Raw genomic sequence first — 23,944 nt, forward strand, 5'->3', positions numbered from 1 at the left:
CGACGTAAACGCAGGTCATGTTCTGACCCTTCTGGTTGATGATCGCGTCGATGGCGACGGCGGTCTTACCGGTCTGGCGGTCGCCGATGATCAGCTCGCGCTGGCCACGACCAACGGGCACCATCGAATCAATCGACTTCAGGCCGGTCTGCACCGGCTGGTCCACCGATTTACGGGCGATCACGCCAGGAGCGACCTTCTCGATCACATCCGTCATCTTGGCGTTGATCGGGCCCTTGCCGTCGATCGGCTGACCCAGGGCGTTGACCACGCGGCCCACCAGCTCAGGACCCACCGGCACTTCCAGAATGCGGCCCGTGCACTTGACGGTGTCGCCTTCGGAGATGTGCTCGTACTCACCCAGAATCACGGCGCCGACGGAGTCGCGCTCGAGGTTCAGGGCCAGGCCGAAGGAAGGCACGCCGTCCTTGTTGGCCGGGAATTCCAGCATTTCGCCCTGCATCACGTCCGACAGGCCGTGCACGCGGACGATACCGTCGGTCACCGACACCACGGTGCCCTGGTTGCGCACATCGCTCGATGCGCCCAGGCCCTGGATGCGGGACTTGATCAATTCAGAAATTTCGGCGGGATTGAGTTGCATGACTCTTTCCTTCTTTCGTTAAATGGGATGAGGGCGCACTGCGATGGACTGTCGGGCAATCAAGCCGTCAGGGCCACTTTCATTTGTTCCAGGCGGGCTTTGATCGAGGTGTCGAGCACCTCGTCACCCACCACCACGCGCACGCCGCCGATCAGATCGGGTTGCAGCTGGACCTGCAGGTTCAGCTTGCGACCAAAACGCTTCTCCAGCACACCAGAGAGGTCGGCCAGGGCGGTGGCGTCCATGTCGAAAGCGCTGTAGACCACGGCATCGAAGCTGCCTTGCTGGGCATTCTTGAGCACGCGGAACTGGGCAGCGATTTCGGGCAGCGCAGCGATACGGCCGTTGTCGATCACCGTGCGCAGGAAGTTCTGACCCATCACCGGCAGTGCGTTTTTCAGCACACCGGAGATGACGTCGAACACCTGGGCAGACGAGGACTTGGGTGCGTCGGCAAACTGGCGCAGCTGCTCGTTGGCAGCGACGGCGGCCAGCTCATCGAGCCAGACGGCGACGCCAGCCGCATCGGCGCCGGCGGCTTGGAACAGCGCGTCGGCGTAGGGGCGGGCAATGGTGGCAATTTCGGCCATGGTCTACCTTTGGATGCCGGGGTTCAAACGGGACGTGAACGGCGCGTCGGGATCAGAGTTCGGTCTTCAGGCGACCCAGCAACTCGGCGTGAACGCCGGCGTTGACTTCGCGCTTGAGGATCTGCTCGGCACCCTTGACCGCCAGTGCTGCCACTTCTTCGCGCAGCGCTTCACGGGCCTTGACGACCTGCTGGTCGGCTTCCTGACGTGCGGCGGCCACGATCTTGGCGGCCTCTTCCGTGGCGCGACCCTTGGCGTCTTCGATCACGGTCTGGGCACGGCGCTCGGCGTCGGCCAGGCGGGTCGCGGCTTCATTGCGCGACTGGCTCAGTTCGGCTTCCACGCGCTTGTTGGCCACGGCCAGTTCGGACTTGGCCTTCTCGGAAGCGGCCAGACCTTCGGAAATCTTCAACGCACGCTCGTCGAGTGCCTTGGCGATGGGGGGCCACACGAATTTCATCGTGAACCACACCAGGATCGCAAAGACGACGGCCTGCGCAAAGAGGGTTGCATTGATGTTCATCGCAACGCCTTTCTGTGTGTTGACAAGTGGTGACGCGCTTGCTGCGGCGTCAGCGGAACCCCATCGCAGACCGGCATCCGCCGATCCACCGGGCGCCGCCGCGCACGGCAGCAAAACCCATTAAGCGGCGAGCGTGAAGGGGTTGGCGAACGCGAACAGCAGGGCGATGGCCACGCCGATCAGGAAAGCAGCGTCGATCAGACCAGCCAAGATGAACATCTTGGTTTGCAGGTCGTTCATCAGTTCGGGCTGGCGGGCCGACGACTCGAGGAACTTGCCACCCATCAGGGCGATACCGATAGAGGCGCCGATGGCACCCAGACCGACGATGAGACCGCAAGCCAGTGCGACGAGACCCAGAACGTTTTCCATGATGACTCCTATGAGATGAACGAAAGTTGAGAAAGGAAAGAAACGAAAGAACTAGAGAGCGAGGTGAAACCGCGCAACTTAGTGAGCGTCATGCGCTTGACCCAGATAAATCAGGGCCAGCATCATGAAAATGAACGCCTGCAAGGTGATGACCAGAATGTGGAACAAGGTCCACACCGTGCCTGCGATCACGTGTCCGACGAAGAAGAGCCCACCCGAGAGCGAGAGGGAGGCAAAACCGCCCAGCAGCGCGATCAGCATGAACACCAGTTCACCCGCGAACATGTTGCCAAACAACCGCATGCCGTGCGAAACCGTCTTCGCCACGAACTCGATCATTTGCATCAGGAAGTTGGTCACGCCCAGCAGCAGTGCCCAAACAGGATTCTTGGAGGTGCCGAACGGAGCGGTCACCAGCTCGTGCGCCCAACCGCCCAGACCCTTGATCTTGAGGTTGTAGAACACGCACATCAGCAACACCGAGACCGACAGGCCCAGGGTGGTGGAGAGATCGGCCGTGGGCACGACACGCAAATAGGCGTGGTGCGGATCGTGACCGGCCGCGCCGTAGACACCTTCCCAGATCTTGGGCAGCAGGTCCACCGGCAGCATGTCCATGAAGTTCATGGCAAAGATCCAGCAGAACACCGTGAGCGCGAGCGGCGCCACCAGCTTGCGGCTGTTGGCGTTGTGGATCACGCCCTTGGCCTGGCTGTCCACCATCTCGACCAGCATTTCCACCGCAGCCTGGAAGCGACCCGGCACACCGGCGTGCGCCGTGCGGGCCGCGCGCCAGAGGAAGAAACACACGATCGCGCCCAGCAGCGAGCTGAAGATCACGGAATCGAGGTTGATGACGGAGAAATCGACGATGAAGCCTTGCTTCTGGTTCGTCAGATGGGTCAGGTGGTGACGAATGTACTCACCGGGGGTAGGACCGATACCTTCTGCAGCCATGTTCGTTCGCGCCAATCAACCGTTTTGTTTTGAACGCCTGGACCGGATCCAGAATCCGAGCCAGTACACCTTGAGAGTCAACACCAGGCCAGCCAAAAGACCCAGCCAGCTGAGTCCGGGGACCACCGTCGGCGCCAGCCACAACATGGCGACAGCCAACAGGATCTTGACCCCTTCCCACAGCAGAAACCCGGCGAACGCGGCTTGCGCCACACCCGCCAACAGCCGGGACACCGCACTGGAGGTCATGCCATAGGCCATCAAGGCCGATGGCAGCGCCACCGCTGCCGCGCCATACAGGACCGACCAGGCCACCGGCGCACGCTGCGTCAGCAGCCCACCCAGCGCACCAGCGGACAGCCCCACCAGCATCTGCACCCCCACCAGCCACCAGACCGACACATTCGGCTGGCTGGCCCGCCACTGCTGCGCTTCTTCGCGCGTCAGCGGCTTGAATTCGAACGCTTGCGCCCCATCTTCATCCCATCCGTCATCGGCCTGCTTCTGCTGCGCTGCCGGAAGAACTTTGCCCGGCATTTTGTGCATCGCAGATTACTGGCTGGTTACAAATGTGTGCGGTTTCGCAAAGCCGCTGATTATACGTAGAAACCCGTGCGTTCCACAAGCCATCAGGGGTGCGCTGCTGCGCGTGTGCGCCCCTCGTCCGATAATCCCGCCATGGACCTGCCCCGCGACATTCCGCCCGAGCAATCGCTCATCGAATACCCCTGCCACTTCCCCATCAAGGTGATGGGCGCCCACGTGGAGGGCTTTGTCACCGCGCTCACCCACGTGGCCAGGTCCTTCGATCCCGGCTTCGACGCCTCGACCATCGAACTGCGCCCGAGCAAGGCGGGCAACTACCTGGGCGTCACCCTGTCGGTCTACGTGACCAGCCGCGAGCAGCTCGACGAGCTGTACCGCACGCTGACCACGCACCCCATGGTGAAGGTGGTCCTCTGAGCCCACGCCCATGCTGATCCGCCCGCTGGGGCGCGTGGACTACGCGCCCACCTACGAGACCATGGTCGCGTTCACCGCGGCGCGGCAGGGCAACACCCCCGACGAGCTGTGGATCTGCGAGCACCCGCCCGTGTTCACGCAAGGCATCGCGGGGCGCGACGACCACCTGCTGGCCCCCGGCGACATTCCCGTGGTCAAAACCAACCGCGGCGGGCAGGTGACCTACCACGGCCCAGGCCAGGTCGTGGCCTACCCGCTGATCGACCTGCAGCGCGCGGGCTACTTCGTCAAGGAATACGTCTACCGCATCGAAGAGGCGGTGATCCGCACCCTGGCCCATGTCGGCGTGACCGGCCACCGCGTGGCCGGGGCCCCTGGCATCTACGTGCGGCTGGACGACCCGTTTGGCCACGCCCTGCTGCCGCAGCGCCCGCAAAAGCGCGTGGAGGGCTCCCCGGCGCCGCAGCCCGATTTCACGGGCCTGGGCAAGATCGCCGCGCTGGGCATCAAGGTCAGCCGGCACTGCACCTACCACGGCGTGGCCCTGAACGTGGCCATGGACCTGCAGCCTTACTGGCGCATCAACCCCTGTGGCTATGCGGGCCTGCAAACGGTGGACCTTTCTACAATCGGGGTCGCCGTTTCATGGGATGAAGCGGCCCAGGTCCTGAGCCAGAAGCTCAGCGCCACCCTCAGCCCCTGAACACCACCGCGCCACCCGCGCCCCCGCCATGAACCGCACCGACACGCCTTCGGCCGCCGACACGAACACGGTCCGCGAAGCCCAGCCCGCCGCCGGCTACGACGCCACCGCCAAACAGAAGAGCCAGGCCAAGACCTCGCGCATCCCGATCAAGATCGTGCCCGCCGAGGTGCTGAAGAAGCCCGAGTGGATCCGCGTCAAGGCCGGTTCGCCGACCACGCGCTTCTACGAAATCAAGGACGTGCTGCGCGCCAACAAGCTGGTGACGGTGTGCGAAGAAGCCAGCTGCCCCAACATCGGCGAATGTTTTGGCAAGGGCACAGCCACCTTCATGATCATGGGCGACAAGTGCACGCGCCGCTGCCCGTTCTGCGACGTGGGCCACGGCCGCCCCGACCCGTTGGACGTGAACGAGCCGGAGAACCTGGCCAAGACGATCGCAGCGCTCAAGCTCAAGTACGTGGTGATCACCAGCGTGGACCGCGACGACCTGCGCGACGGCGGTGCCGGCCACTACGTGTCCTGCATCCAGAAGACGCGCGAAGCCTCGCCCGGCACCCAGATCGAGGTGCTGGTGCCCGATTTCCGCGGCCGCGACGAGAAGGCGCTGGACATCCTGGCCGACGGCCTGCCCGACGTGCTCAACCACAACCTGGAAACCGTGCCGCGCCTGTACAAGGAAGCGCGCCCGGGTTCGGACTACCAGTTCAGCCTGAACCTGCTCCAGAAGTTCAAGCAGCGCTTCCCCGGCATCCCGACCAAGAGCGGCCTGATGGTCGGTCTGGGTGAGACGGACGAGGAGATCCTGGAAGTCATGCGCGACATGCGCGCGCACGGCATCGACATGCTGACCATCGGCCAGTACCTCGCCCCCAGCGGCCACCACCTGCCGGTGCGCCGCTACGTGCACCCCGACACCTTCAAGATGTTCGAGGCCGAGGCCTACAAGATGGGCTTCACCCACGCCGCCGTGGGCGCCATGGTGCGGTCGAGCTACCACGCCGACCAGCAGGCCCACGGCGTGCTGAACACCCCCAAGGCCTGACGCGTGGCCCGTGCGCACGACGCGCTGTCGGTGCGCCAATACGGCGCGTCGCCCGGCAGCCACGCGCACGATCACTTCCAGATCCTGCTGGGGCTGGACGGTACGCTGGAACTTGAGGTGGCCGGCCGCGGTCGGCGCGTCGGCGCGGGCGACGGCCTGGTGATTGCCCCCGGCGACCGGCACGACTTCGAATCCGCCCGCGGCGCCCGCTGCCTGGTGCTGGATTCGACCGACCCGGCCTGGGAACCGATCCAACAGCAAGCGCCCCAGCACGAAGCCTTTGAGCTCGCCCGGTATCTCGCCTCGGCCTGCGCCGCAGGGCAGCCCAGAGCCCGGCAATTCGGGCCCGCCCTGCTGCTCGAAGCCTGGGCGCCCCTCCCGACGCCCGCGCGGACGCGTCGGGCCATCGACTGGCCAGGACTGCAGGTCTGGGCACAAAGCCATTTGGCGGCGCCGCTGCCGGTGGCCGATCTCGCGGCCCGCGCGCACCTGAGCACCGCGCAGTTCACCGAACGTTGCCGGCAGGAACTGGGCATCAGCCCCATGGCCTGGCTGCGCGTCCTGCGGCTGGACCGCGCCCGACAGATGCGCGTGCAAGGCCTGCCGGTGGCCGAGGTGGCGCGCCGCAGCGGCTACCGCTCGCCGTCGGCCCTGACCGCGGCGCTGCGGCGGGCCTCACCCGCGAAACGCGACGATTGACCCTCGCCGCTCGACGGCCGGCTGGCTTACCCTGAAGGCATCTTCAGTTCGGCTCGGCCGGCGCCATTTTTTCCCAGGCGGCCATGGCTTCGGCCGCGTACATCAGGGCCGGGCCGCCGCCCATGTAGACGCAGACGGACAACATCTCTTCGAGTTCGGCGCGCGTGCAGCCCAGCTGCACCAGGGCCTTGACGTGGAACCCGATGCAGCCCGAACAGCGTTGGGTGACGGCGATCGAGAGGACGATGAGCTCCTTGTGCTTGGCACTGAGTGCGCCGTCGGTGATCGCGGCCTTGGCCAGTTGGCCGAAGCCGGTCATGGCGTGGCCCTGCGTCTTGCGAAACGGCGCCAGACTGGCGTTGATGTCGCGCATCAGGTCGTGGTGGTTGAAGGTGCTCATGGCTGGATTCCCGGTTGAAATTTAATACCCCACTCAGTATTCAACATGTCCCACACCCTTTGCCTTGCCATGGATCAAATGTCCGGCGCGACCACGGGCGGCGCCGCATGAGCGCCAACCTGCTCGCCCTGGGCGCCATCGCGCTCTGGGCTTCGCTGGCCGCGCTGGGCGTGGCGCTGTCGCATGTGCCGCCCTTTCTGCTGACGGGCCTGTGCCTGCTGATCGGCAGCCTGATCGCGCTGCCGCTCTCGCGCTTTGACTGGCGCCAGTGGCGCGTGCCCGCGCCCACGCTGGCGCTGGGCGTCTACGGCCTGTTCGGCTTCCACTTCCTGCTCTTCATCGCGCTGCGCCACGCGCCGCCGGTGCAGGCCAACCTGGTCAACTACCTCTGGCCGCTGGGCATCGTGGTGATGGCGCCGCTGTTCCTGCCGGGCGTGTCGCTCAGCACGCGCCACGTGCTGGCCGCGCTGATCGGCTTTGCCGGCGCGGTGCTGGCCATCCTGGGGCGTGGCGGCAGCGGCGAAGCGGTCTGGGCCTGGGGCTACGTGCCGGCGCTGGGCTCGGCCTTCATCTGGGCCAGCTATTCGCTGCTGACCAAGCGGGTGCCCGCCTTCCCCACCGCCGCCATCGGCAGCTTCGCACTGGTCTCGGGCGCCCTGTCGCTGGTCTGCCACGCGCTGCTGGAACCGGCGGTCGCGCTGTCGGCCCGGGACTGGGCCTTGATCGCCCTGCTCGGCCTGGGGCCGCTGGGCGGCGCGTTCTTTTTGTGGGACGCCGCGCTCAAGCGGGGCGACGCGCGGCAGATCGGGGTGCTGAGTTTCCTCACGCCGCTGCTGTCCACGCTGACGCTGCTGGCGGTGCGCGGCGAGTGGCCGAACGTCTCGGTCGCCGTGGCGGCGGTGATGATCATCGGCGCGGCGGTGATGGCCACGCGCGCGCGCTGAAGGCCTCAGGTCGCCGGGGCGGCTTCGTACAGCTCCAGCGGCAGGCCGTCGGGGTCGGCGAAGAAGGTGAAGCGCCGGCCGGTGTACTCGTCCACCCGGATGTCTTCGACCACCACCCCCTGCGCCTCCAGCGCGCGTTTGCAATGCGCCACGTCCAGCACCGCGAACGCCAGGTGGCGCAGGCCCTGGGCCTCGGGTCTGGAGGGCCTGGGGGGCGGATTCGGGAACGAAAACAGTTCGATCTGCGCGCCGTCCGGCAAGGCCAGGTCCAGCTTCCAGCTCTGGCGCTCGGCGCGCAGGTGTTCGGCCACCACGCGCAGCCCCAGCACCTCGGTGTAGAAGCGCTTGGAACGCTCGTAGTCCGAGCAGATGATGGCGGCGTGGTGGATGCGCAGCAGCATCGGCGTCGCCCCGGACGCTCAGTCGGCCATCAGGGCCGCCGGGTCCTCGGCCGTCAACACCGTCTGCGCCCAGGTCGCCAGCTTGGTGGTATCGCAGCGCAGGATCTGCTGCTTGACGGCCAGGATCTGCGAGGGGTGCATGGAGAAGCTGCGCAGCCCCAGCCCCAGCAGCAGGCGCGTCATGCCCACGTCGCCGGCCATTTCGCCGCACACGCTCACGCCCTTGCCCTGCGCCCGCGCCTGCGCGATGGTGCTGGCCAGCAGCTGCAACACCGCCGGGTGCACCGGGTCGTAGAGGTGCGACACCGCCTCGTCGGCCCGGTCGATGGCCAGGGTGTACTGGATCAGGTCGTTGGTGCCGATCGAGAGGAAGTCGAAATGGCGCAGGAACAGCGGGATGGTCAGCGCCGCGGCGGGCACCTCGATCATGGCGCCCAGGCGCACGATGCCGTGCAGCTGCGTCCGCGCGTCGAGCTGTGCGCGCGCCTTGTTGACCAGGGCCAGGGTCTGGCGGATCTCGCTGGCGTGGGCCAGCATGGGGATGAGCAGGTTGATCGGCCCGAAGGCCGACGCGCGCAGGATGGCGCGCAGCTGCGCCAGGAACATGGCCGGGTCGGCCAGGCTCCAGCGGATGGCGCGCAGGCCCAGCGCGGGGTTGAGGTGGTCTTCGCCGCTGCGCACGGGCGTGCGGTCCAGCGGTTTGTCGGCCCCCACGTCCACCGTGCGGATGGTGACCGGCAGGCCTTGCATGCCCTCGACCGCGCGTTTGTAGGCCTGGAACTGCTCTTCCTCGTCGGGCAGCTTGCCGTTGCGGCCCATGAAAAGAAATTCGGTGCGGAACAGGCCCACGCCCACGGCGCCGGCCTTGAGCGCGGCCACCGCGTCCTCGGGCTGTTCGATGTTGGCCAGCAGCTCGATCTTCTGGCCGTCCAGGGTGACGGCGGGGGTGTGCTTCAGGCGCGCGAGGCGTTCGCGCTCGACCTCGCCCTGGCGCTGCTTGAAGCCGTATTCGGCCAGCAGGATGGGCGAGGGATCGACGATCACCACACCGGCATCGCCGTCGATGACGACCCAGTCATCCTGGCTGATCAGGTGGCTGGCCGAGCGCGCACCGACCACGGCCGGGATGTCCATGCTGCGCGCGACGATGGCGGTGTGGCTGGTCTTGCCGCCGACGTCGGTGACGAAGCCGGCGAACACGCTCTGCTTGAACTGCAGCATGTCGGCCGGCGACAGGTCGTGCGCCACCAGCACCAGCGGCACGTCCACCGTGGCGTCGAAGAGTGTGTCGTTGCGCCCCGGCGGGGTCGCCACCACCGGCGAAGCCACGCCGCGCATCACCCGCAGCATGCGCTCGACCACCTGCTCCAGGTCGGCCTTGCGTTCGCGCAGGTAGGGGTCTTCCATCTCGTCGAACTGGCGCCCGATCACCTCCAGCTGGGTGGTCAGCGCCCATTCGGCGTTGTAGTGGCGTTCGGTGATCCAGTGCTTGACGCCGCCGGTCAGCTGCTCGTCCTGCAGCAGCATGAGGTGCACGTCGAGCAGGGCGGCCAGCTCGGGATGGGCGTCGACCGGCCCCAGGTCGGCCAGGCCCTGCTGCACACGCCCGATCTCTTCCACCACCACCTTGCGCGCGCTGCGCAGACGCTGGATCTCGGCATCGACCTGCTCGGCCTTGACGAAGTAGTGCGCCACGTCCATGCGGCTGGCGGCCACGATGACCGCCCGCCCGATGGCGATGCCGCGGGACACGGCCAGACCGTGGACCGTGAACGTCATACTGGCCCCTGCGCAGTGGTGGAGTGAGGTGGCAGAAGGGCCAGCCGCCGGGCCGCCCCAAGGCAGGCCCAGCCCCCGGACCCGGCAAGGACCGTGTCCCTCCCCAGTCCTGGGGCAGCGACCCGCGCAGCGGTGGAGCGTGGGGGCGCCATCTCTACTCTCCTTCGCCGAACTTGTCGTTGATCAGGGCCAGGATGGCGTCCATGGCCGCCTGCTCGTCGGGGCCGTTGGTCTCGATTTCAACCTGGCTGCCGATGCCGGCGGCCAGCATCATCACGCCCATGATGCTTTTGGCGTTGACGCGCCGCTCGCCGCGCGACATCCACACCTCGCAGGCGTGGCTGCCGGCCAGCTTGGTGAGCTTGGCCGACGCGCGGGCGTGCAGCCCGAGCTTATTGCTGATGGTCGCGGTGGTCTTGATCATGGGTGGTTCTTCTCGCCTGATTTTGTGGTGCGGTCACGGCCACCTGGATCACCCCCTGCGTCGCGCCGATCATGGCCCGCGAAACCAGCGCATCCAGCGACTCGTGCCGGTACGACACGGTGCGCAGCAGCATGGGCAGGTTCACGCCGGTGATGAGCTTGGAGTGCACACCGTCCACCAGTTTCTGCGCCACGTTGCAGGGCGTGGCGCCGAACACGTCGGTGACGACCAGCGTGTTGGGCTGGCCCAGCTGGCGCACCAGGACGCGCGCCTGCGCGAGCGATTCCTCGGGCGGCACATTGGGTTGAACGTCCAGGGCCGACACCGCGTCTGCGCTGTCGGGGAACACGTGCAGCACGCAGGCCCGCAGGGCCGAGGCCAGCGGGGCGTGCGCAACGATGAGGATGCCGTTCATGGACACAGTTTAGGGCAACGCTGATGCGGTGACCCGCGGTGCGCTCATCCCGCCGCGCGGACGTGCCGGCGGTGTCGCGCGCGCAGAAAGCCGGCGTAGGCCAGGGCCGCGGCGAGCCCGAACAGCGCCAGTGCACCGCGCAGGCGCGCCGGCTCGCTCCAGCCCAGCCAGCCCAGCGCGTCGCTGGCCAGGCCGATGGCCCATTGCATGGCGAACACGCCGGCGAAGATGACCAGGTTGTAGGCCGACAGCGCCCGCCCCGCGGCCTGCGCCGGCAGTGCCATGCCCACGGCCGGCTGCGCCAGCGCGCCCACGCTGCTGCACACGCAGAACGCGGCCCACAGCGGCCAGCCGGCCCGCGCGCCCAGCGCCACGTTGAGCGCCAGCACCCCCAGCGCCAGCGGCACGCCCCAGGCGATCAGGCGCTCGGCGCTCCAGCCCCGGCGCGCCAGGTGCGGGTTGACCACGCCCCAGAGCCAGAAGGTGACGAGCATGCACAGGTTGATGCCGAACAGGCCCTGCGCCGCTTCGGCCGGCGTGGCCCCGGCCACCTTCACCATCCACGGGCCGGCCCACAGGGTCTGGATGGCCACCATGCCGGCGTAGAACACAAAGCCGATGCCCGCCATCTGCCGGAAGAAGGGGTGGCGCGCGATCTGGGCATAGCCCACCGCGGGCTGGGCGGAGCCGGCCCGCGTGGCGGGGGCGGCCCAGCCCGGCACGCGCCAGGCCAGCGCCGCCATGGCCAGCACGATGCAGCCCGCCACCCCCCAGAACAGGCCGCGCCAGCCCAGCACCGGCAGCAGCCACTGCACTGGCAGCGTGGCCGCCACCATGCCCAGCGAACCGGTCATCAGCATCCACGAATTGGCGCGCAGCTGCAGCTCGGGCCGCAGCCAGCGGCGGTAGCCCGTCAGCGGCGCCATCAGGCAGGCGCTCACGCCCATGCCGGTGAGCACGCGCGCGGCCAGCAGGCCGCCGAAGCTGGTGGCCATGGCGAACGCGGCGCAACCGAGCACCGCCACGACCATGAAGGACAGGATCACGCGGCGCGGGCCGTGCCGGTCCAGCCAGCGGCCCATGGGCAGCTGCGTCAGGGCAAAGCCGAAGAAATAGCCGCCGGCCAGCAGGCCCAGGTCGCTCGCGCTCAGCGCCAGTTCCTGGCTGAGCACGGGCGAGAGCGTGGCCGTGATGGCGCGGATCAGCGTGGAGAAAAAATAGGCCAGCGCAAAGGCCAGGAACACACCCACCGTGGCGCGCGGGGCCAGCCACGCAGCGGACGAGGCGGTCTGGCTCATGGCGGCGACAGCTTGAGACCGGCGAAGAAGGCGTCCAGCGCCTCGTCCGGCAAACGGGGCCCGTACACCGCGGCCTGGAACACCCGGGTGCCCTGCGCAAAGTACAGCGCACGCGACTGCACGGGCTGGCCCTGCGGGTCGGTGCCCTGGGCGGCCACGCCCTGCACCGGGTCGGCCCCGGCGAGCGTCGCCGCCCAGTCGCCGGCCGCGGCCGGTGCCACGCGGAGGGCCTGCAGGCCGGCGCTGCGCCAGGCGGCCAGCGCGGGCGCCACCTGCGCGGACTGGCCGACGTCGGCCCAGGCCACGGCAAAACGCAGGCCGCCGGTTTCGCAGCTGTGCATGTGCAGTTCGGTCGGCGGTGCGGTGGTGCCGCCCAGCGGCACCGGGCGGGTGGCGCTCTCGGGCTTGCAGGGCATCAGGGCCAGCAGCGGTGTGCCGTCCACGCGCAGTTCGCGCCAGTTGAAGGTGGGGCTGCAGGCGCTGACGCTCAGCAGCCCGGCCGCCAGGGCGGCGGCGCGGATGGGGTGCAACAAGGGGAATGTCTCCGGCATCACGGCGACAGTGGCCCGCCGCACGCAGCGGCACAATGGCCGCATGAACGCTCTGGATGGTATCCGCATACTCGATTTGTCCCGCGTGCTCGCGGGCCCCTGGTGCACCCAGACGCTGGCTGATCTGGGCGCCGATGTGGTGAAGGTGGAGCGCCCGCGCAGCGAGGGTCACCCCGGCGGCGACGACACGCGCGGCTGGGGTCCGCCCTTCCTGCAAGGGCGCGACGGCGCGGACTCGGCCGAGGCCGCCTACTACCTCGGGGCCAACCGCAACAAGCGCTCCATCACCTGCGACATCGCCACGCCCGAAGGCCAGGCGCTGATCCGCGAACTGGCCGTGAAAGCCGACGTGTTCGTCGAGAACTACAAGGTCGGCGACATGGCGCGCTACGGGCTGGACTTCGCCTCGCTGCACGCGCTCAACCCCAAGCTCGTGTACTGCTCCATCACCGGCTTCGGCCAGACCGGCCCCTACAAAGACCGCGCGGGCTACGACTACGCCATCCAGGGCATGGGCGGGCTGATGAGCGTGACCGGCGAGCGCGATGATCTGCCCGGCGGAGGCCCGCAGAAGGTGGGCGTGGCGGTGGCCGACCTGTTCACCGGCCTGTACGCGACGGTCGCGATCCAGGCCGCGCTGCGCCACGCTGAACGCACCGGCGAGGGACAACACATCGACATGGCCCTGCTCGACACGCAGGTGGCCATGCTGGCCAATCTCGGCGCCAACTACCTGGTGCGAGGGCGTGAAGCAGGCCAGGTGCCGGGCCGCGCCGGCAACGCGCACATCAACATCGTGCCCTACCAGGTGTTCGAGGTCGCGCCCGACGCGCAGGGCCAAGCGCAGCACATCATCCTGGCGGTCGGCAACGACGGGCAGTTCGCCAAATTCTGCGAGGTGGCCGGCCGGCCGGAGCTGGCGCAGGACGAGCGTTTTGCCCGCAACCAGAACCGCGTGCGCCACCGCGCCGTGCTGGTGCCGCTGCTCGAAACCCTCATGAAAACCCGCCACAAGGCCGACTGGCTGGGTGCGCTGGAAGCGGCCAAGGTGCCCTGCGGTCCCATCAACAACCTGGCCGAGGTGTTTGCCGACCCACACGTGCAGCAGCGCGGCATGGTGCAGACCTGGCAGGACGCGCGCGCCCACCCGCTGGCCGACGCGGTGCAGCTGGTGGCCAGCCCGCTCAAGCTCAGCGCCACCCCGGTGCGCAGCGACCTGCCCCCGCCCCTGCTGGGCCAGCACACGGCCGAGGTGCTGGACGACTGGCTGGGCGCGGACGCGCAGCGCTTGGCGGAACTGCGCGGGCGCGGTATCGTCTGATCTTCATCAGCGCTCGCTGATATTCCAGCCAGACGAGGTTCCCATGAGCACGCCCGCCACCGCCGACAGCCTGATCCCCGCCAAGACACCCGCCGCCCTGCCGAGCCCGGCCTCGCTGCGCGGCGCGGCCCAGGCCGCGGCGGCGCGGGGCGAGCCGCTGGTGGTGATGACCACCCTGCCCGGCTGCCCCTTCTGCGATCTGGTGCGCAACCACTACCTGCTGCCGATGCGCAAGGAAGGCAAGCTGCAGGCGGTGCAGCTGGACGTGCGCGACCGCAGCAGCCACCTGCAGGGGTTCAAGGGCGAAACGACCACCCCGGCCGAACAGGCCCGGTTGTGGAAAGCACGCTTTGCGCCCACGGTGCTGTTCTTCGGGCCCGACGGGCAGGAACTGGCCGAGCGCCTGGTCGGCGTGGCCGTGCCCGACTTCTACGGCGAGTACCTCGACGCGCGCCTGGCCGAAGCGCGCCGCAAGCTCGGCAAGTGAGCGCCGGCTTTCACACCGGCTGGCGCGTCACTTGAGGGCGCCAAACACCTTCTTGAGGATGTCGCTGCCGGCCCCGATCGGGTCCTGGCGGATCTTGCGCTCTTCCTGTCCGATGATGGTGTAGAGCCCGTCCAGCGACTTGCCGGTCACGTACTGCTGGATGTTGGCGTCTTCCTTCTTCACCAGCCCCAGGCCGGCGGCCTTGCTGGCCACCTTGTTGTACTTCGCGGCCAGGCCCACCTTTTCGGTTGCTTTGGTCACCACGGGCAGGAATTTTTCACCCAGCGGGGTGCGCGTCTTGTCGGCGAAGAACTGCGTCACCGAGTTGTCGCCGCCGGTCAGGATCTTTTTCGCGTCGGTCACCGACATGCTTTTGACCGCCCCCACCAGCAGGTCCTTGCCCATGGGAACAGCCGCTTCGGCGGCGCGGTTCATGCTGGTCACCAGCTCGTCCACCCGCTTGCCCTGGCCGAACTTGCGCAGCAGGCTGGCGGCGTCTTCCAGATAGCCCGGCAGCGGGATGCGCACCGCCGGGTTGCCCAGGAAGCCATCGGTTTTGCCCAGCAGACCCACGGCCGCGAGCGCGCCCTTTTCCAGTGCCGCCTTCAGGCCGGCGCTGGCGTCTTTGTCCGTCAGGTCGGACAGGGACAGCGCCCAGGCCTGTTGGTGGGCGGCAAGCACCATCAGCGCGACGCTGGCGCTGATGCTCTGGTTAAACTGGCGACGCTGCATGTTGAACTCCTTGGGATGGGAACGCTCCAATGGCCTCGGCGGCACGGCGGTCCACCGCCCCGTCCAGGCCCCTGTCTCGAACTTTCGCACTATGACACACCACCTCAGCCCCTTCACCTTCGACCGCCGCCGTGGCCTGGCCGCCTTGGCCGTGGTCGCCACATTGGGCACATCGCTGTTGCTGGGTGGCTGCGGCACGCGCGACGCGGCCCCCGAATCGACCTTTGTGCTGATCAACGGCGCCAAGACCAGCACGAGCGAACTCAAGGGCAAGGTCACACTGGTCAACTTCTGGGCCACCACCTGCGTGTCCTGCGTCAAAGAGATGCCCATGCTGGTGGACACTTACCAGAAGTACAAAGACCGGGGCTACGAAACCGTGGCCGTGGCCATGAGCTACGACCCGCCGGCCTACGTGCTGAACTTCGCCCAGACGCGACAACTGCCGTTCAAGGTGGCGCTGGACAACACCGGCGACATCGCCAAGAACTGGGGCGAGGTCAAACTCACGCCCACCACCTACCTGCTGGACAAGCAGGGCAACATCGTCAAGCGCTTCGTCGGCGAGCCCGACATGGCCGCGTTGCACAACCTCATTGAAGAGCTGCTGGCCAAGGGCTGATCGGCGCCCGCTCCTCCAACAAAAAGGCGACCCGCGGGTCGCCTTTTTTGTCGGGTCCGGGCGGGCCGTACCGGCTCACTCTTTGCGGAAGTTGTCGTGACAGGCCTTGCAGCTCTGGCCGGCGGCCCCAAAGGCGGTCTTGATGCTGTCCAGGTTGCCGGTTTTTGCGGCGGCCGACAGTTTGGCGACCTCGGCCTGCATCTTCTCGGCACCCTCCTTGAACTTGGCCTGCTCGGTCCAGATAGCCGGCAGCGCGCGGGTCTCGCCCTTGTCGGTGCCCGCGCCGAAAGCGGCCCAGGGCAGCTTGCTCATGGTTTCCACCAGGGCCGCGTTGTCGGCCGCCACCTTGGCGTCGAACGGGGCGCGGTTGTTGACCATGGCCCCGATGCGCCCGAAGTGCGTCGCCATCACCGTGAGGCTGGCCTTGCGGTACTTGATCGCGTCCTCGGGCTTCTGGAACTGGGCCATGGCCGGTGTGGACAGGATGGCGGTGGCGGCGACAAGGGCAGCGGCGATGATGGTCTTCATGTGGGCTCCTGAACGGGGTGGGGGGGGTGACAGGTTTGTAGCGCGGAGGCACTACAAACGCACTGAGTGCCGGGCTTCAGAATTGGTTCCAGGGAAACTATCGGCTCAGGGTTTGTATCCATGGAACTGACCATCCCCACCGATTGCCCAAAGGATCCGCCATGCACACCATTCGCGTCTGGGACCTGCCCACCCGCCTGTTCCACTGGAGCCTGGTGCTCTGCGTCGTGGGGCTGATCGTCACCGGCAACGTCGGCGGCAACGCCATGGTGTGGCACGGGCGCCTGGGCTATGCGGTGCTCACGCTGCTGTTGTTTCGCGTCGCCTGGGGGCTGGTCGGTGGCCACTGGTCACGTTTCGCCCGTTTCCTGTATGGGCCGGACAGCATCCTGGCCTACCTGCGCGGGCAGGGGCGCCCCGAACACAGCGTGGGCCACAGCCCACTGGGGATGTTCTCCGTGCTGGCGCTGTTGCTGATCCTGCTGGCCCAGGTGGGCAGCGGCCTGTTCGCCGACGACGAGATCGCCTTCACCGGACCGCTGGCCGGGCTGGTGTCGGGCGGCTGGGTCGAGCAGGCCACCCGTTACCACAAGCAGGTCGGCAAGCTCATCCTGATCGCGCTGGTGGCGCTGCACCTGGGCGCGATTGCGTTCTACAAGCTGGTCAAGAAGCAGGCCCTGGTCCGCCCCATGATCGTGGGCGACAAGGCCGTGCCGACGCCGCTGCCCGCATCCCAGGACAACGCCCGCACCCGACTGCTGGCCCTGGTGCTCTTGCTGCTGTGCGCCGCTGCGGTGTACGGCATCGTGTCACTGGGCGACGGGGCGCTGCCCACCGCCAGCTACGACTGACACCCGGCAATTCCATTGGGCGGTGCGCGGGGACTGCCGTATAGTGCCGCTTCCGGCAGACGCCACCATCCCCCAACGACGTGACCACCCCCGACATCCAGCTGCGCGTGGCCGATTCCCCCGAAGACCTGGCCGCCATCCGTGCCCTGTTTCTCGACTACCAGGCCCACCTCGGCATCGACCTGTGCTTCCAGGGATTCGCCCAGGAACTGGATGCGTTGCCCGGCGACTACGCCGAACCGTCGGGAGTGCTGATGCTGGCCACGGTGGACGGCGCCCCGGCCGGCTGTTGCGCCTTCCGCCCGCTGGTCAACAGCGACCACCTCAACGCCTGCGAGATGAAGCGCCTCTTTGTGCGCTCCGCCTTCCGCGGCTTCGGCCTCGGTCGCCTGCTGGTGGAACAGGTCATGGCCCGCGCCAGCCTGGCCGGCTACACCACCATGCTGCTGGACACCCTGCGCGACATGGAGGCGGCCCGCGCGCTGTACCAGGACGTCGGCTTCGTGGAAGTGGCCCCGTACTACCACAACCCCTTGCCGGGTGCGCACTACCTCATGGTCGATCTGTCCAGCGGCGCACGGCTCTGAATCGGCACCAAGAAAAAAGGCCGGGCTCCTCGTGGAGCCCGGCTTTTTTTTAGAGCTTGCCCGCGATCAGCGCGCCTGTGCCTGCGCCAGCAGGGTGCCGGCGTCGCTGACCTCGAACTTGCCCGGGCCTTCGATGTTGAGCGTCACCACCACGCCATCCTTGACAAGCATGGAGTAGCGGTTGCTGCGCAGGCCCAGGCCCTTGCCCGTCAGGTCCAGCGTCAGGCCGGTGGCCTTGGCAAAGGCGGCATCGCCATCGGCCAGCATGCGCACCTTGTCACCGGTCTTCTGGTCGCGCGCCCAGGCGCCCATCACGAAAGCGTCGTTGACGCTCAGGCACCAGATCTCGTCCACGCCAGCGGCCTTGAAGGCGGCGTGCTGCTCCACAAAGCCGGGCACATGCTTGGCCGAACAGGTGGGCGTGAACGCGCCGGGCAATGCAAACAGTGCAATCGTCTTGCCTGCGCTGGCCTGGTGCGTGTCCACCGGGTTGGGGCCGATGCTGCAGCCATTGCCTTCGACCTCGACGTACTCCATCAGCGTGCTCGCCGGGATCTTGTCACCCACCTTGATCATGTCGTGTTCCTTGCATGTTGGCCCGCAGGCCGTGATTTCGGGCTCCGATCCACAACGGAACCCCCAAAAGAAAAAAGCGACCGAATTGTCGGTCGCTTTTTTCGGGTCCGCTGAAGACAGCAGGAACAGGCTTACACCAGTGCGGCCTTTTGGACCAGGCGGGTGGCGACCCAGTTCTTCGTCTTCGACAGCGGACGGCTTTCCGTGATCTCGACCACGTCGCCCGTCTTGTACTCGCCCTTTTCGTCGTGGGCGTGGTACTTGCTGGACTTCGCGACGATCTTGTCGTAGAGCTCGTGCTTGACGCGACGCTCGACGAGCACGGTCACGGTCTTGGCGCGCTTGTCACTGACCACCTTGCCGATCAGGGTGCGCTTGAGGGATGTTTTGGCTTCCGTCATGACTTCACTCCTTACTTGGCGGTGCCGCGTTGCTTCTCGGCCAAGATGGTCTTGGCGCGAGCGATGGAACGGCGGGTGTCACCCAGCGTGGCGGTGTTGTTGAGTTGTTGCGTGGCTTTTTGCATGCGCAGGCCGAAATGGGCCTTTTGCAGTGCTTTCACTTCGGCTTCGAGGCCGGCCACATCCTTCTGGCGCAGTTCAGCAGCTTTCATCTATGTTCTCCTGAATCACTGACCCAGCATGCGTGCCACAAACGTGGTGCGCAGCGGAAGTTTGGCGGCGGCCAAAGCGAAGGCTTCACGAGCGAGTTGCTCGGGCACGCCCACGATCTCGTACAGCACCTTGCCGGGCTGGATTTCAGCCACGTAGTACTCCACGGAACCCTTGCCGTTGCCCATACGGACTTCGGCAGGCTTGTTGGAGATCGGCTTGTCCGGGAACACGCGGATCCAGATACGGCCGCCACGCTTGACGTGACGGGAAATCGCACGGCGTGCGGCTTCGATCTGGCGGGCCGTCAGACGGCCGCGGTCGGTGGACTTCAGACCGAAATCGCCAAAGGCCACGGTGGCGCCACTGGTGGCGACGCCCGTGTTGCGGCCTTTTTGCTCTTTACGGTACTTGCGGCGAGCAGGTTGCAGCATATTTATTCTCCTTTGCCGTCCGCAGGTGCCCCTGCGGGTGCGTCTTTGCGAACGCGCTTAACGGCGGGTTTGTCGGTGGCCTCGGCGGGCTTGTCGCTGCCATCAACCGGCGCACCAGCGGCACCCGGACGGCGCACGGCGGCGCGGGCGGGAGGGCCAGCGGGACGCTCACGACGCGGACCACGGGGGCGACGCTCTTCTTCCGGACGCGGGGTTTCCACGGCGGGCAGATCGTTGCGACCCAGGGTGTCACCCTTGTAAACCCAGACCTTGACGCCGATGACGCCGTACGTGGTCTTGGCTTCCGAGGTGCCGTAGTCGATGTCGGCGCGCAGGGTGTGCAGGGGCACACGGCCTTCGCGATACCACTCGGTACGGGCGATTTCGATGCCGTTCAGACGACCGGCGGACATGATCTTGATGCCCTGGGCGCCCAGACGCATGGCGTTCTGCATGGCGCGCTTCATGGCACGGCGGAACATGATGCGCTTTTCCAGCTGCTGGGTGATGCTGTCAGCGATCAGCTTGGCATCGATTTCGGGCTTGCGCACTTCTTCGATGTTGACGGCGACCGGCACGCCCAGTTTGGCGGCCAGTTCCTTCTTCAGCTTCTCGATGTCCTCACCCTTCTTGCCGATCACCACGCCCGGACGAGCCGAGTAAATGGTGATGCGGGCGTTCTTGGCCGGACGCTCGATCACGACGCGCGAAACGGCGGCGTTCTTGAGCTTTTCCTTGAGGTACTCACGCACCTTGATGTCTTCGGCCAGCATGCCGGCGAAGTCACGGTTGGAGGCGTACCAACGGCTGGCCCAGTTGCGTGCAACTGCGAGGCGGAAGCCGGTGGGGTTGATTTTTTGTCCCATATTCCAGTGACCTCTTCAGTTGCCAACCGTCACATAGATGTGACAGGTGGGTTTGCTGATACGGTTGCCACGGCCCTTGGCGCGGGCAGTGAAGCGCTTGAGCGTGGTGCCCTGCTCAACGTAGATCGACTTGACGAACAGTTCGTCAATGTCGGCTCCATCGTTGTGCTCGGCGTTGGCGATGGCGGAATCCAGCGCCTTCTTGACGATGCCGGCGGCCTTTTTCTGCGTGAAGGCCAGGATGTTCAGAGCCTGGTCGACCTTCTTGCCACGAATCAGGTCGGCCACGAGACGGCCCTTGTCCACCGACAGGCGCACGCCGCGAACAACACAGCGGGTTTCAGTAGTCATGGTTGATCCTTACTTCTTGGCTTTTTTGTCGCCCGGGTGACCCTTGAAGGTACGGGTCAGGGAGAACTCGCCGAGCTTGTGGCCGACCATCTGGTCGGTGATGTACACAGGCACGTGCTGCTTGCCGTTGTGCACGGCGATCGTCAGGCCGATGAACTCGGGCAGGATCATGGAGCGGCGCGACCAGGTCTTGACCGGCTTCTTGTCCTTGGTGGACACAGCCTTCTCCACCTTGGCCATCAGGTGATGGTCAATGAAGGGGCCTTTTTTGAGGGAACGAGTCATGATGTCAACCCTTTACTTCTTGCGGCGCGAGACGATCATCGACTGCGTACGGCGGTTGTTGCGGGTGCGGTAACCCTTGGTCAGGTTGCCCCACGGATCCACCGGTGCACGGCCTTCGCCGGTCTTGCCTTCACCACCACCGTGCGGGTGGTCGATCGGGTTCATCGCGGTACCGCGAACGGTCGGACGGATGCCCATGTGACGCTTCACACCGGCCTTGCCCAGCTGACGCAGGCTGTGCTCGGTGTTGGAGACTTCACCAATGGTGGCGCGGCAGTCCACGTGGACCTTGCGCACTTCGCCAGAACGCATGCGAACCTGGGCGTAGATGCCTTCGCGGGCCAGCAGCACGGCAGAAGCGCCAGCGGAACGGGCGATTTGCGCGCCCTTGCCGACTTGCAGCTCGATGCAGTGGATGGTCGAACCCACGGGGATGTTGCGGATCGGCAGGGTGTTGCCCACGCGAATCGGCGACTCCGAGCCGGACAGCAGCGTGGCACCGACTTCAACGCCACGGGGGGCGATGATGTAGCGGCGCTCGCCGTCGGCGTAACACACCAGCGCGATGTGCGCCGTGCGGTTCGGGTCGTATTCGATACGCTCGACCTTGGCCGGGATGTTGTCCTTGTTGCGACGGAAGTCGACCACGCGGTAGTGGTGCTTGGCACCGCCGCCCTTGTGGCGAACCGTGATGTGGCCGTTGTTGTTGCGGCCAGCCTTCTGGTGCTGCGCTTCGAGCAGCGGCGCGTAACCGTCACCCTTGTGGAGGTGTTCACGCGTGACTTTCACCATGCCGCGACGGCCTGGTGAAGTCGGTTTCATCTTGATCACTGCCATGATTAAACAGCCTCCCCGCCGAAGTTCAGCTCTTGGCCCGGCATCAGGGTCACATAGGCCTTGCGCACGTGGTCACGGCGACCGACGGTCTTGCCGAAGCGCTTGGTCTTGCCCTTTTGGTTGAGCACGGAAACACCCTTGACCTCGACCTTGAACATCAGTTCAACAGCGGCCTTGATCTCGGGCTTGGAAGCGTCGCGCAGGACCTTGAACACCACGGCGTTGGTCTGCTCGGCGACTTGGGTGGCCTTTTCCGACACGATCGGTGCCACGAGCACCTGCATCAGACGGCCTTCGTCGTATTTCGTGACGCTCATGCGAACATCTCCTTGAGCTGGGCGATGGCACCCTTGGTGACGATCACCTTCTTGAAGTGCACCAGCGACACCGGATCGGCGTAACGCGGCTCGACCACCAGGATGTTCGGCAGGTTGCGCGACGCCAGGTACAGGTTCTCGTCGATTTCTTCGGCGATGACCAGCACGTGGCTCAGGTTCATGGCCTTGAACTTGTCGGCCAGCTGCTTGGTCTTGGGCGAATCCACCTTGATGGAATCGACCACGGCCAGGCGGCCTTCACGGGCCAGCTGCGAGAAGATGGAGGCCATGCCGGCGCGGTACATCTTCTTGTTGAGCTTCTGGGTGAAGTTCTCGTCCGGGCTGTTCGGGAAGATACGACCGCCTCCGCGCCACAGCGGGGAAGACGTCATACCGGCACGGGCGTTGCCGGTGCCTTTTTGCTTGAACGGCTTCTTGGTCGAGTGCTTGACCATCTGGCGGTCTTTTTGCGCACGCGTACCTTGACGAGCGTTGGCCTGGTAAGCCACCACGAGCTGGTGGATCAGGGCTTCGTTGTAGTCGCGACCAAACACGGTCTCGGGCACGTCCACATTGGACGCGGCCTGGCCCTGGTCGTTCAGGAGTTCAACTTGCATCAGTTAGCTCCTTTGGCTTTGACGGCGGGACGCACGGTCAGGAAACCGCCGTTCGAGCCGGGCACAGCGCCACGGATCATCAGCAGCTGACGGGCTTCGTCCACGCGGAAGATGTCCAGGTTCTGGATGGTCTTGGTTTGATCGCCCATATGACCGGTCATTTTTTTGCCCGGAAACACGCGGCCCGGATCCTGGGCCATGGAGATCGAACCCGGCACGTTGTGCGAACGGCTGTTGCCGTGCGACGCGCGCTGGGACTTGAAGTTGTGGCGCTTGATCGTGCCGGCAAAGCCTTTACCGATCGAAGTGCCTTGCACGTCGACCTTCTGGCCGGCGGCAAAGATGGCGTTGGCGGCCACGGTAGCGCCCGGCTGGTACTGGGCAGCCACATCGGCGGCAACGCGGAATTCCTGGATGATTTCACCCGCTTCGACACCGGCCTTGGCCAGGTGGCCGGCAACGGCCTTGGTGACGCGGGAGGCACGGCGGGCACCGAAGGTGACCTGCAGCGCATCGTAGCCATCGTTGGCTTGGGTTTTGATTTGTGTCACACGGTTGTTCGACACGTCGACCACCGTGACGGGCACTGCGTCCCCGTCATCGGTGAACAGACGCATCATGCCCACCTTGCGACCCAACAACCCGAGGGAGTTGCTAAGACTCATTGTTTTCTCCGTTCCCGACTTCAATTGGCCGGGGCTGATGTTTAGGATGGCGTATCCGAAGACTTGCCACACCGAAATGCGACCGCTTCCGCGCAAACGGAATTGGCCAACAAAAATCCAGGCCGAAGCCTGAAAAGCCCGCCAGTATAACCAGCGGGCTTTTTTTGTGCAAGCCCTGCTCTCGCTGGGCCTGCGCTGCGCATTACTGCAGCTTGATCTCGACGTCCACGCCGGCCGGCAGATCGAGCTTCATCAGGGCGTCAACCGTCTTGTCGGTCGGGTCCACGATGTCCATCAGACGCTGGTGGGTGCGGATTTCCAGCTGGTCGCGCGAGGTCTTGTTGACGTGCGGCGAACGCAGGATGTCGAAGCGCTTCATGCGCGTCGGCAGGGGCACGGGGCCCTTGACGATGGCGCCGGTGCGCTTGGCGGTTTCCACGATTTCAGCGGCCGAGGTGTCGATCAGCTTGTAATCGAAGGCCTTCAGGCGGATGCGGATCTTTTGCTTGGTAGACATGCGTTTTCTCCGTGTGCGATCAGGCGATGATCTTGGCGACGACGCCGGCGCCGACGGTACGACCGCCTTCAC

At 66.2% G+C, this 23,944-nt stretch carries 36 protein-coding genes and 1 pseudogene; 10 read left to right on the top strand and 27 right to left on the bottom strand.

The genetic code is table 11. The features are described 5' to 3' along the window. The 6 genes and pseudogenes from RMP09_RS16690 to RMP09_RS16715 all read right to left on the bottom strand — a co-directional run. Window positions 1-604, bottom strand: a pseudogene (locus RMP09_RS16690) (F0F1 ATP synthase subunit alpha); the annotation flags it as partial. Window positions 605-663: 59 nt separating this feature from the next. Next, entirely contained in the window at window positions 664-1,194 is a 531-nt protein-coding gene (locus RMP09_RS16695) for a F0F1 ATP synthase subunit delta (RefSeq protein ID WP_310567115.1), read from the bottom strand. A gap of 52 nt (window positions 1,195-1,246) precedes the next feature. Further along, a complete protein-coding gene (locus tag RMP09_RS16700; RefSeq protein ID WP_310567116.1) occupies window positions 1,247-1,717 on the bottom strand; it encodes a F0F1 ATP synthase subunit B in 471 nt (156 codons plus the stop codon). Window positions 1,718-1,837: 120 nt separating this feature from the next. Continuing rightward, on the bottom strand, window positions 1,838-2,089 hold the full coding sequence (gene atpE / locus RMP09_RS16705) for a F0F1 ATP synthase subunit C (RefSeq protein ID WP_236963362.1): 252 nt from the start codon (window positions 2,087-2,089) through the stop codon (window positions 1,838-1,840). A gap of 78 nt (window positions 2,090-2,167) precedes the next feature. Next, complete coding sequence (gene atpB, locus RMP09_RS16710) at window positions 2,168-3,046, bottom strand: F0F1 ATP synthase subunit A (RefSeq protein WP_310567117.1); 879 nt, start codon at window positions 3,044-3,046, stop codon at window positions 2,168-2,170. A 15-nt stretch (window positions 3,047-3,061) separates the two neighbouring features. Then, the gene (locus RMP09_RS16715) at window positions 3,062-3,592 is read right to left on the bottom strand and encodes an ATP synthase subunit I (RefSeq protein ID WP_409559747.1); all 531 of its coding nucleotides are present in this window, start codon (window positions 3,590-3,592) and stop codon (window positions 3,062-3,064) included. A 132-nt stretch (window positions 3,593-3,724) separates the two neighbouring features. Between RMP09_RS16715 and RMP09_RS16720 the strand changes: the two genes are divergently transcribed. From RMP09_RS16720 to RMP09_RS16735, 4 genes are read left to right on the top strand one after another with little or no spacing between them, the layout of a single operon-like run. Further along, window positions 3,725-4,009 (top strand): DUF493 family protein, encoded by a 285-nt coding sequence (locus RMP09_RS16720; RefSeq protein ID WP_310567118.1) that lies wholly within the window; start codon window positions 3,725-3,727, stop codon window positions 4,007-4,009. A gap of 10 nt (window positions 4,010-4,019) precedes the next feature. After that, entirely contained in the window at window positions 4,020-4,712 is a 693-nt protein-coding gene (gene lipB, locus RMP09_RS16725) for a lipoyl(octanoyl) transferase LipB (protein WP_310567119.1), read from the top strand. Between the two features lie 28 nt (window positions 4,713-4,740). Beyond that, the gene (lipA, locus tag RMP09_RS16730; RefSeq protein ID WP_310567120.1) at window positions 4,741-5,757 is read left to right on the top strand and encodes a lipoyl synthase; all 1,017 of its coding nucleotides are present in this window, start codon (window positions 4,741-4,743) and stop codon (window positions 5,755-5,757) included. Window positions 5,758-5,760: 3 nt separating this feature from the next. Continuing rightward, window positions 5,761-6,456 carry an AraC family transcriptional regulator gene (locus tag RMP09_RS16735; protein ID WP_310567121.1) on the top strand — a complete coding sequence of 232 codons (696 nt, stop codon included), beginning with the start codon at window positions 5,761-5,763 and terminating at the stop codon, window positions 6,454-6,456. A 43-nt stretch (window positions 6,457-6,499) separates the two neighbouring features. Here the strand turns inward: RMP09_RS16735 and RMP09_RS16740 are convergent, their stop codons facing one another. Continuing rightward, window positions 6,500-6,856 (bottom strand): carboxymuconolactone decarboxylase family protein, encoded by a 357-nt coding sequence (locus tag RMP09_RS16740; protein ID WP_310567122.1) that lies wholly within the window; start codon window positions 6,854-6,856, stop codon window positions 6,500-6,502. Between the two features lie 107 nt (window positions 6,857-6,963). Here RMP09_RS16740 and RMP09_RS16745 point away from each other — a divergent pair, with 107 nt between their 5' ends. Then, complete coding sequence (locus tag RMP09_RS16745; protein WP_310567124.1) at window positions 6,964-7,800, top strand: DMT family transporter; 837 nt, start codon at window positions 6,964-6,966, stop codon at window positions 7,798-7,800. A 5-nt stretch (window positions 7,801-7,805) separates the two neighbouring features. Here RMP09_RS16745 and RMP09_RS16750 read toward each other — a convergent pair whose 3' ends face one another. From RMP09_RS16750 to RMP09_RS16775, 6 genes are all read right to left on the bottom strand, one after another. After that, complete coding sequence (locus tag RMP09_RS16750; protein ID WP_310567125.1) at window positions 7,806-8,201, bottom strand: VOC family protein; 396 nt, start codon at window positions 8,199-8,201, stop codon at window positions 7,806-7,808. A gap of 18 nt (window positions 8,202-8,219) precedes the next feature. Beyond that, complete coding sequence (gene ptsP / locus RMP09_RS16755) at window positions 8,220-9,980, bottom strand: phosphoenolpyruvate--protein phosphotransferase (protein WP_310567126.1); 1,761 nt, start codon at window positions 9,978-9,980, stop codon at window positions 8,220-8,222. A 154-nt stretch (window positions 9,981-10,134) separates the two neighbouring features. After that, the gene (locus RMP09_RS16760; protein ID WP_310567127.1) at window positions 10,135-10,404 is read right to left on the bottom strand and encodes an HPr family phosphocarrier protein; all 270 of its coding nucleotides are present in this window, start codon (window positions 10,402-10,404) and stop codon (window positions 10,135-10,137) included. Then, window positions 10,373-10,819 carry a PTS fructose transporter subunit IIA gene (locus RMP09_RS16765; protein ID WP_310567128.1) on the bottom strand — a complete coding sequence of 149 codons (447 nt, stop codon included), beginning with the start codon at window positions 10,817-10,819 and terminating at the stop codon, window positions 10,373-10,375. The genes RMP09_RS16760 and RMP09_RS16765 overlap by 32 nt, the downstream gene beginning before the upstream one ends. Window positions 10,820-10,863: 44 nt before the next feature. Then, window positions 10,864-12,117 (bottom strand): MFS transporter, encoded by a 1,254-nt coding sequence (locus tag RMP09_RS16770; RefSeq protein ID WP_310567129.1) that lies wholly within the window; start codon window positions 12,115-12,117, stop codon window positions 10,864-10,866. Continuing rightward, on the bottom strand, window positions 12,114-12,650 hold the full coding sequence (locus RMP09_RS16775; RefSeq protein WP_310567130.1) for a hypothetical protein: 537 nt from the start codon (window positions 12,648-12,650) through the stop codon (window positions 12,114-12,116). The genes RMP09_RS16770 and RMP09_RS16775 overlap by 4 nt, the downstream gene beginning before the upstream one ends. Before the next feature lie 61 nt (window positions 12,651-12,711). On the opposite strand from RMP09_RS16775, the gene RMP09_RS16780 reads away from it, so the two are divergent. Beyond that, a complete protein-coding gene (locus tag RMP09_RS16780) occupies window positions 12,712-13,989 on the top strand; it encodes a CaiB/BaiF CoA-transferase family protein (protein ID WP_310567131.1) in 1,278 nt (425 codons plus the stop codon). A gap of 43 nt (window positions 13,990-14,032) precedes the next feature. Then, entirely contained in the window at window positions 14,033-14,476 is a 444-nt protein-coding gene (locus RMP09_RS16785) for a thioredoxin fold domain-containing protein (protein ID WP_310567132.1), read from the top strand. A 27-nt stretch (window positions 14,477-14,503) separates the two neighbouring features. On the opposite strand, the gene RMP09_RS16790 is transcribed toward RMP09_RS16785, so the two are convergent. After that, window positions 14,504-15,208, bottom strand: coding sequence for a DUF4197 domain-containing protein (locus RMP09_RS16790; protein ID WP_310567133.1), 705 nt, complete (start codon window positions 15,206-15,208; stop codon window positions 14,504-14,506). A 91-nt stretch (window positions 15,209-15,299) separates the two neighbouring features. On the opposite strand from RMP09_RS16790, the gene RMP09_RS16795 reads away from it, so the two are divergent. Further along, window positions 15,300-15,830: a TlpA disulfide reductase family protein gene (locus RMP09_RS16795; protein WP_310567134.1), complete on the top strand. Its 531-nt coding sequence runs from the start codon at window positions 15,300-15,302 to the stop codon at window positions 15,828-15,830. A gap of 75 nt (window positions 15,831-15,905) precedes the next feature. Here the strand turns inward: RMP09_RS16795 and RMP09_RS16800 are convergent, their stop codons facing one another. Beyond that, on the bottom strand, window positions 15,906-16,358 hold the full coding sequence (locus tag RMP09_RS16800) for a cytochrome c (RefSeq protein ID WP_310567135.1): 453 nt from the start codon (window positions 16,356-16,358) through the stop codon (window positions 15,906-15,908). A 161-nt stretch (window positions 16,359-16,519) separates the two neighbouring features. On the opposite strand from RMP09_RS16800, the gene RMP09_RS16805 reads away from it, so the two are divergent. Both RMP09_RS16805 and RMP09_RS16810 read left to right on the top strand, forming a co-directional pair. Then, entirely contained in the window at window positions 16,520-17,209 is a 690-nt protein-coding gene (locus RMP09_RS16805; protein ID WP_310567136.1) for a cytochrome b/b6 domain-containing protein, read from the top strand. Between the two features lie 80 nt (window positions 17,210-17,289). Continuing rightward, window positions 17,290-17,796, top strand: a complete 507-nt coding sequence (locus tag RMP09_RS16810; protein WP_310567137.1) for a GNAT family N-acetyltransferase — start codon at window positions 17,290-17,292, stop codon at window positions 17,794-17,796. A gap of 66 nt (window positions 17,797-17,862) precedes the next feature. Here RMP09_RS16810 and RMP09_RS16815 read toward each other — a convergent pair whose 3' ends face one another. The 12 genes from RMP09_RS16815 to rpsJ form a co-directional block, all read right to left on the bottom strand. Continuing rightward, on the bottom strand, window positions 17,863-18,372 hold the full coding sequence (locus RMP09_RS16815; RefSeq protein ID WP_310567138.1) for a peroxiredoxin: 510 nt from the start codon (window positions 18,370-18,372) through the stop codon (window positions 17,863-17,865). 131 nt (window positions 18,373-18,503) lie between these two features. Continuing rightward, complete coding sequence (gene rpsQ / locus RMP09_RS16820; protein ID WP_310567139.1) at window positions 18,504-18,773, bottom strand: 30S ribosomal protein S17; 270 nt, start codon at window positions 18,771-18,773, stop codon at window positions 18,504-18,506. 11 nt (window positions 18,774-18,784) lie between these two features. Continuing rightward, window positions 18,785-18,985 carry a 50S ribosomal protein L29 gene (gene rpmC, locus RMP09_RS16825; protein ID WP_310567140.1) on the bottom strand — a complete coding sequence of 67 codons (201 nt, stop codon included), beginning with the start codon at window positions 18,983-18,985 and terminating at the stop codon, window positions 18,785-18,787. A 15-nt stretch (window positions 18,986-19,000) separates the two neighbouring features. Next, window positions 19,001-19,417, bottom strand: coding sequence for a 50S ribosomal protein L16 (gene rplP, locus RMP09_RS16830; RefSeq protein WP_310567141.1), 417 nt, complete (start codon window positions 19,415-19,417; stop codon window positions 19,001-19,003). A 2-nt stretch (window positions 19,418-19,419) separates the two neighbouring features. Next, window positions 19,420-20,283 (bottom strand): 30S ribosomal protein S3, encoded by an 864-nt coding sequence (rpsC, locus tag RMP09_RS16835; RefSeq protein ID WP_310567142.1) that lies wholly within the window; start codon window positions 20,281-20,283, stop codon window positions 19,420-19,422. 15 nt (window positions 20,284-20,298) lie between these two features. Beyond that, window positions 20,299-20,634 carry a 50S ribosomal protein L22 gene (gene rplV / locus RMP09_RS16840; RefSeq protein ID WP_310567143.1) on the bottom strand — a complete coding sequence of 112 codons (336 nt, stop codon included), beginning with the start codon at window positions 20,632-20,634 and terminating at the stop codon, window positions 20,299-20,301. 9 nt (window positions 20,635-20,643) lie between these two features. Continuing rightward, window positions 20,644-20,919, bottom strand: coding sequence for a 30S ribosomal protein S19 (gene rpsS / locus RMP09_RS16845; RefSeq protein WP_310567144.1), 276 nt, complete (start codon window positions 20,917-20,919; stop codon window positions 20,644-20,646). A gap of 12 nt (window positions 20,920-20,931) precedes the next feature. Next, window positions 20,932-21,756, bottom strand: coding sequence for a 50S ribosomal protein L2 (rplB, locus tag RMP09_RS16850; RefSeq protein ID WP_310567145.1), 825 nt, complete (start codon window positions 21,754-21,756; stop codon window positions 20,932-20,934). A gap of 2 nt (window positions 21,757-21,758) precedes the next feature. After that, window positions 21,759-22,073 carry a 50S ribosomal protein L23 gene (gene rplW, locus RMP09_RS16855; RefSeq protein WP_310567146.1) on the bottom strand — a complete coding sequence of 105 codons (315 nt, stop codon included), beginning with the start codon at window positions 22,071-22,073 and terminating at the stop codon, window positions 21,759-21,761. Next, window positions 22,070-22,690, bottom strand: coding sequence for a 50S ribosomal protein L4 (rplD, locus tag RMP09_RS16860; RefSeq protein ID WP_310567147.1), 621 nt, complete (start codon window positions 22,688-22,690; stop codon window positions 22,070-22,072). The genes rplW and rplD overlap by 4 nt, the downstream gene beginning before the upstream one ends. Then, entirely contained in the window at window positions 22,690-23,355 is a 666-nt protein-coding gene (gene rplC / locus RMP09_RS16865) for a 50S ribosomal protein L3 (protein WP_310567150.1), read from the bottom strand. Before rplC ends, rplD begins: the two co-directional genes overlap by 1 nt. Window positions 23,356-23,557: 202 nt before the next feature. Continuing rightward, window positions 23,558-23,872, bottom strand: coding sequence for a 30S ribosomal protein S10 (gene rpsJ, locus RMP09_RS16870; protein ID WP_310567148.1), 315 nt, complete (start codon window positions 23,870-23,872; stop codon window positions 23,558-23,560). Between the last annotated feature and the right edge of the window lie 72 nt (window positions 23,873-23,944).

The organism is Hydrogenophaga sp. (genome assembly GCF_031426985.1).
In the GTDB taxonomy this organism is placed as follows: domain Bacteria; phylum Pseudomonadota; class Gammaproteobacteria; order Burkholderiales; family Burkholderiaceae_C; genus Hydrogenophaga.

Bases quoted from the DNA above. Each gene is read 5' to 3' on its own strand.
- atpE (WP_236963362.1), bottom strand. From the start codon at position 2,089: ATGGAAAACGTTCTGGGTCTCGTCGCACTGGCTTGCGGTCTCATCGTC.
- lipA (WP_310567120.1), top strand. From the start codon at position 4,741: ATGAACCGCACCGACACGCCTTCGGCCGCCGACACGAACACGGTCCGC.
- ptsP (WP_310567126.1), bottom strand. From the start codon at position 9,980: ATGACGTTCACGGTCCACGGTCTGGCCGTGTCCCGCGGCATCGCCATC.
- RMP09_RS16765 (WP_310567128.1), bottom strand. From the start codon at position 10,819: ATGAACGGCATCCTCATCGTTGCGCACGCCCCGCTGGCCTCGGCCCTG.
- RMP09_RS16790 (WP_310567133.1), bottom strand. From the start codon at position 15,208: ATGCAGCGTCGCCAGTTTAACCAGAGCATCAGCGCCAGCGTCGCGCTG.
- rpsQ (WP_310567139.1), bottom strand. From the start codon at position 18,773: ATGACGGAAGCCAAAACATCCCTCAAGCGCACCCTGATCGGCAAGGTG.
- RMP09_RS16740 (WP_310567122.1), bottom strand. From the start codon at position 6,856: ATGAGCACCTTCAACCACCACGACCTGATGCGCGACATCAACGCCAGT.
- RMP09_RS16720 (WP_310567118.1), top strand. From the start codon at position 3,725: ATGGACCTGCCCCGCGACATTCCGCCCGAGCAATCGCTCATCGAATAC.
- rplB (WP_310567145.1), bottom strand. From the start codon at position 21,756: ATGGCAGTGATCAAGATGAAACCGACTTCACCAGGCCGTCGCGGCATG.
- RMP09_RS16780 (WP_310567131.1), top strand. From the start codon at position 12,712: ATGAACGCTCTGGATGGTATCCGCATACTCGATTTGTCCCGCGTGCTC.
- RMP09_RS16715 (WP_409559747.1), bottom strand. From the start codon at position 3,592: ATGCACAAAATGCCGGGCAAAGTTCTTCCGGCAGCGCAGCAGAAGCAG.
- atpB (WP_310567117.1), bottom strand. From the start codon at position 3,046: ATGGCTGCAGAAGGTATCGGTCCTACCCCCGGTGAGTACATTCGTCAC.
- rplP (WP_310567141.1), bottom strand. From the start codon at position 19,417: ATGCTGCAACCTGCTCGCCGCAAGTACCGTAAAGAGCAAAAAGGCCGC.
- rpsS (WP_310567144.1), bottom strand. From the start codon at position 20,919: ATGACTCGTTCCCTCAAAAAAGGCCCCTTCATTGACCATCACCTGATG.
- RMP09_RS16700 (WP_310567116.1), bottom strand. From the start codon at position 1,717: ATGAACATCAATGCAACCCTCTTTGCGCAGGCCGTCGTCTTTGCGATC.
- RMP09_RS16745 (WP_310567124.1), top strand. From the start codon at position 6,964: ATGAGCGCCAACCTGCTCGCCCTGGGCGCCATCGCGCTCTGGGCTTCG.
- rpsC (WP_310567142.1), bottom strand. From the start codon at position 20,283: ATGGGACAAAAAATCAACCCCACCGGCTTCCGCCTCGCAGTTGCACGC.
- RMP09_RS16805 (WP_310567136.1), top strand. From the start codon at position 16,520: ATGCACACCATTCGCGTCTGGGACCTGCCCACCCGCCTGTTCCACTGG.
- rpsJ (WP_310567148.1), bottom strand. From the start codon at position 23,872: ATGTCTACCAAGCAAAAGATCCGCATCCGCCTGAAGGCCTTCGATTAC.
- RMP09_RS16695 (WP_310567115.1), bottom strand. From the start codon at position 1,194: ATGGCCGAAATTGCCACCATTGCCCGCCCCTACGCCGACGCGCTGTTC.
- rplC (WP_310567150.1), bottom strand. From the start codon at position 23,355: ATGAGTCTTAGCAACTCCCTCGGGTTGTTGGGTCGCAAGGTGGGCATG.
- RMP09_RS16815 (WP_310567138.1), bottom strand. From the start codon at position 18,372: ATGATCAAGGTGGGTGACAAGATCCCGGCGAGCACGCTGATGGAGTAC.
- RMP09_RS16750 (WP_310567125.1), bottom strand. From the start codon at position 8,201: ATGCTGCTGCGCATCCACCACGCCGCCATCATCTGCTCGGACTACGAG.
- rplV (WP_310567143.1), bottom strand. From the start codon at position 20,634: ATGACTACTGAAACCCGCTGTGTTGTTCGCGGCGTGCGCCTGTCGGTG.
- RMP09_RS16795 (WP_310567134.1), top strand. From the start codon at position 15,300: ATGACACACCACCTCAGCCCCTTCACCTTCGACCGCCGCCGTGGCCTG.
- rplW (WP_310567146.1), bottom strand. From the start codon at position 22,073: ATGAGCGTCACGAAATACGACGAAGGCCGTCTGATGCAGGTGCTCGTG.
- RMP09_RS16770 (WP_310567129.1), bottom strand. From the start codon at position 12,117: ATGAGCCAGACCGCCTCGTCCGCTGCGTGGCTGGCCCCGCGCGCCACG.
- rpmC (WP_310567140.1), bottom strand. From the start codon at position 18,985: ATGAAAGCTGCTGAACTGCGCCAGAAGGATGTGGCCGGCCTCGAAGCC.
- RMP09_RS16760 (WP_310567127.1), bottom strand. From the start codon at position 10,404: ATGATCAAGACCACCGCGACCATCAGCAATAAGCTCGGGCTGCACGCC.
- RMP09_RS16800 (WP_310567135.1), bottom strand. From the start codon at position 16,358: ATGAAGACCATCATCGCCGCTGCCCTTGTCGCCGCCACCGCCATCCTG.
- RMP09_RS16785 (WP_310567132.1), top strand. From the start codon at position 14,033: ATGAGCACGCCCGCCACCGCCGACAGCCTGATCCCCGCCAAGACACCC.
- rplD (WP_310567147.1), bottom strand. From the start codon at position 22,690: ATGCAAGTTGAACTCCTGAACGACCAGGGCCAGGCCGCGTCCAATGTG.
- lipB (WP_310567119.1), top strand. From the start codon at position 4,020: ATGCTGATCCGCCCGCTGGGGCGCGTGGACTACGCGCCCACCTACGAG.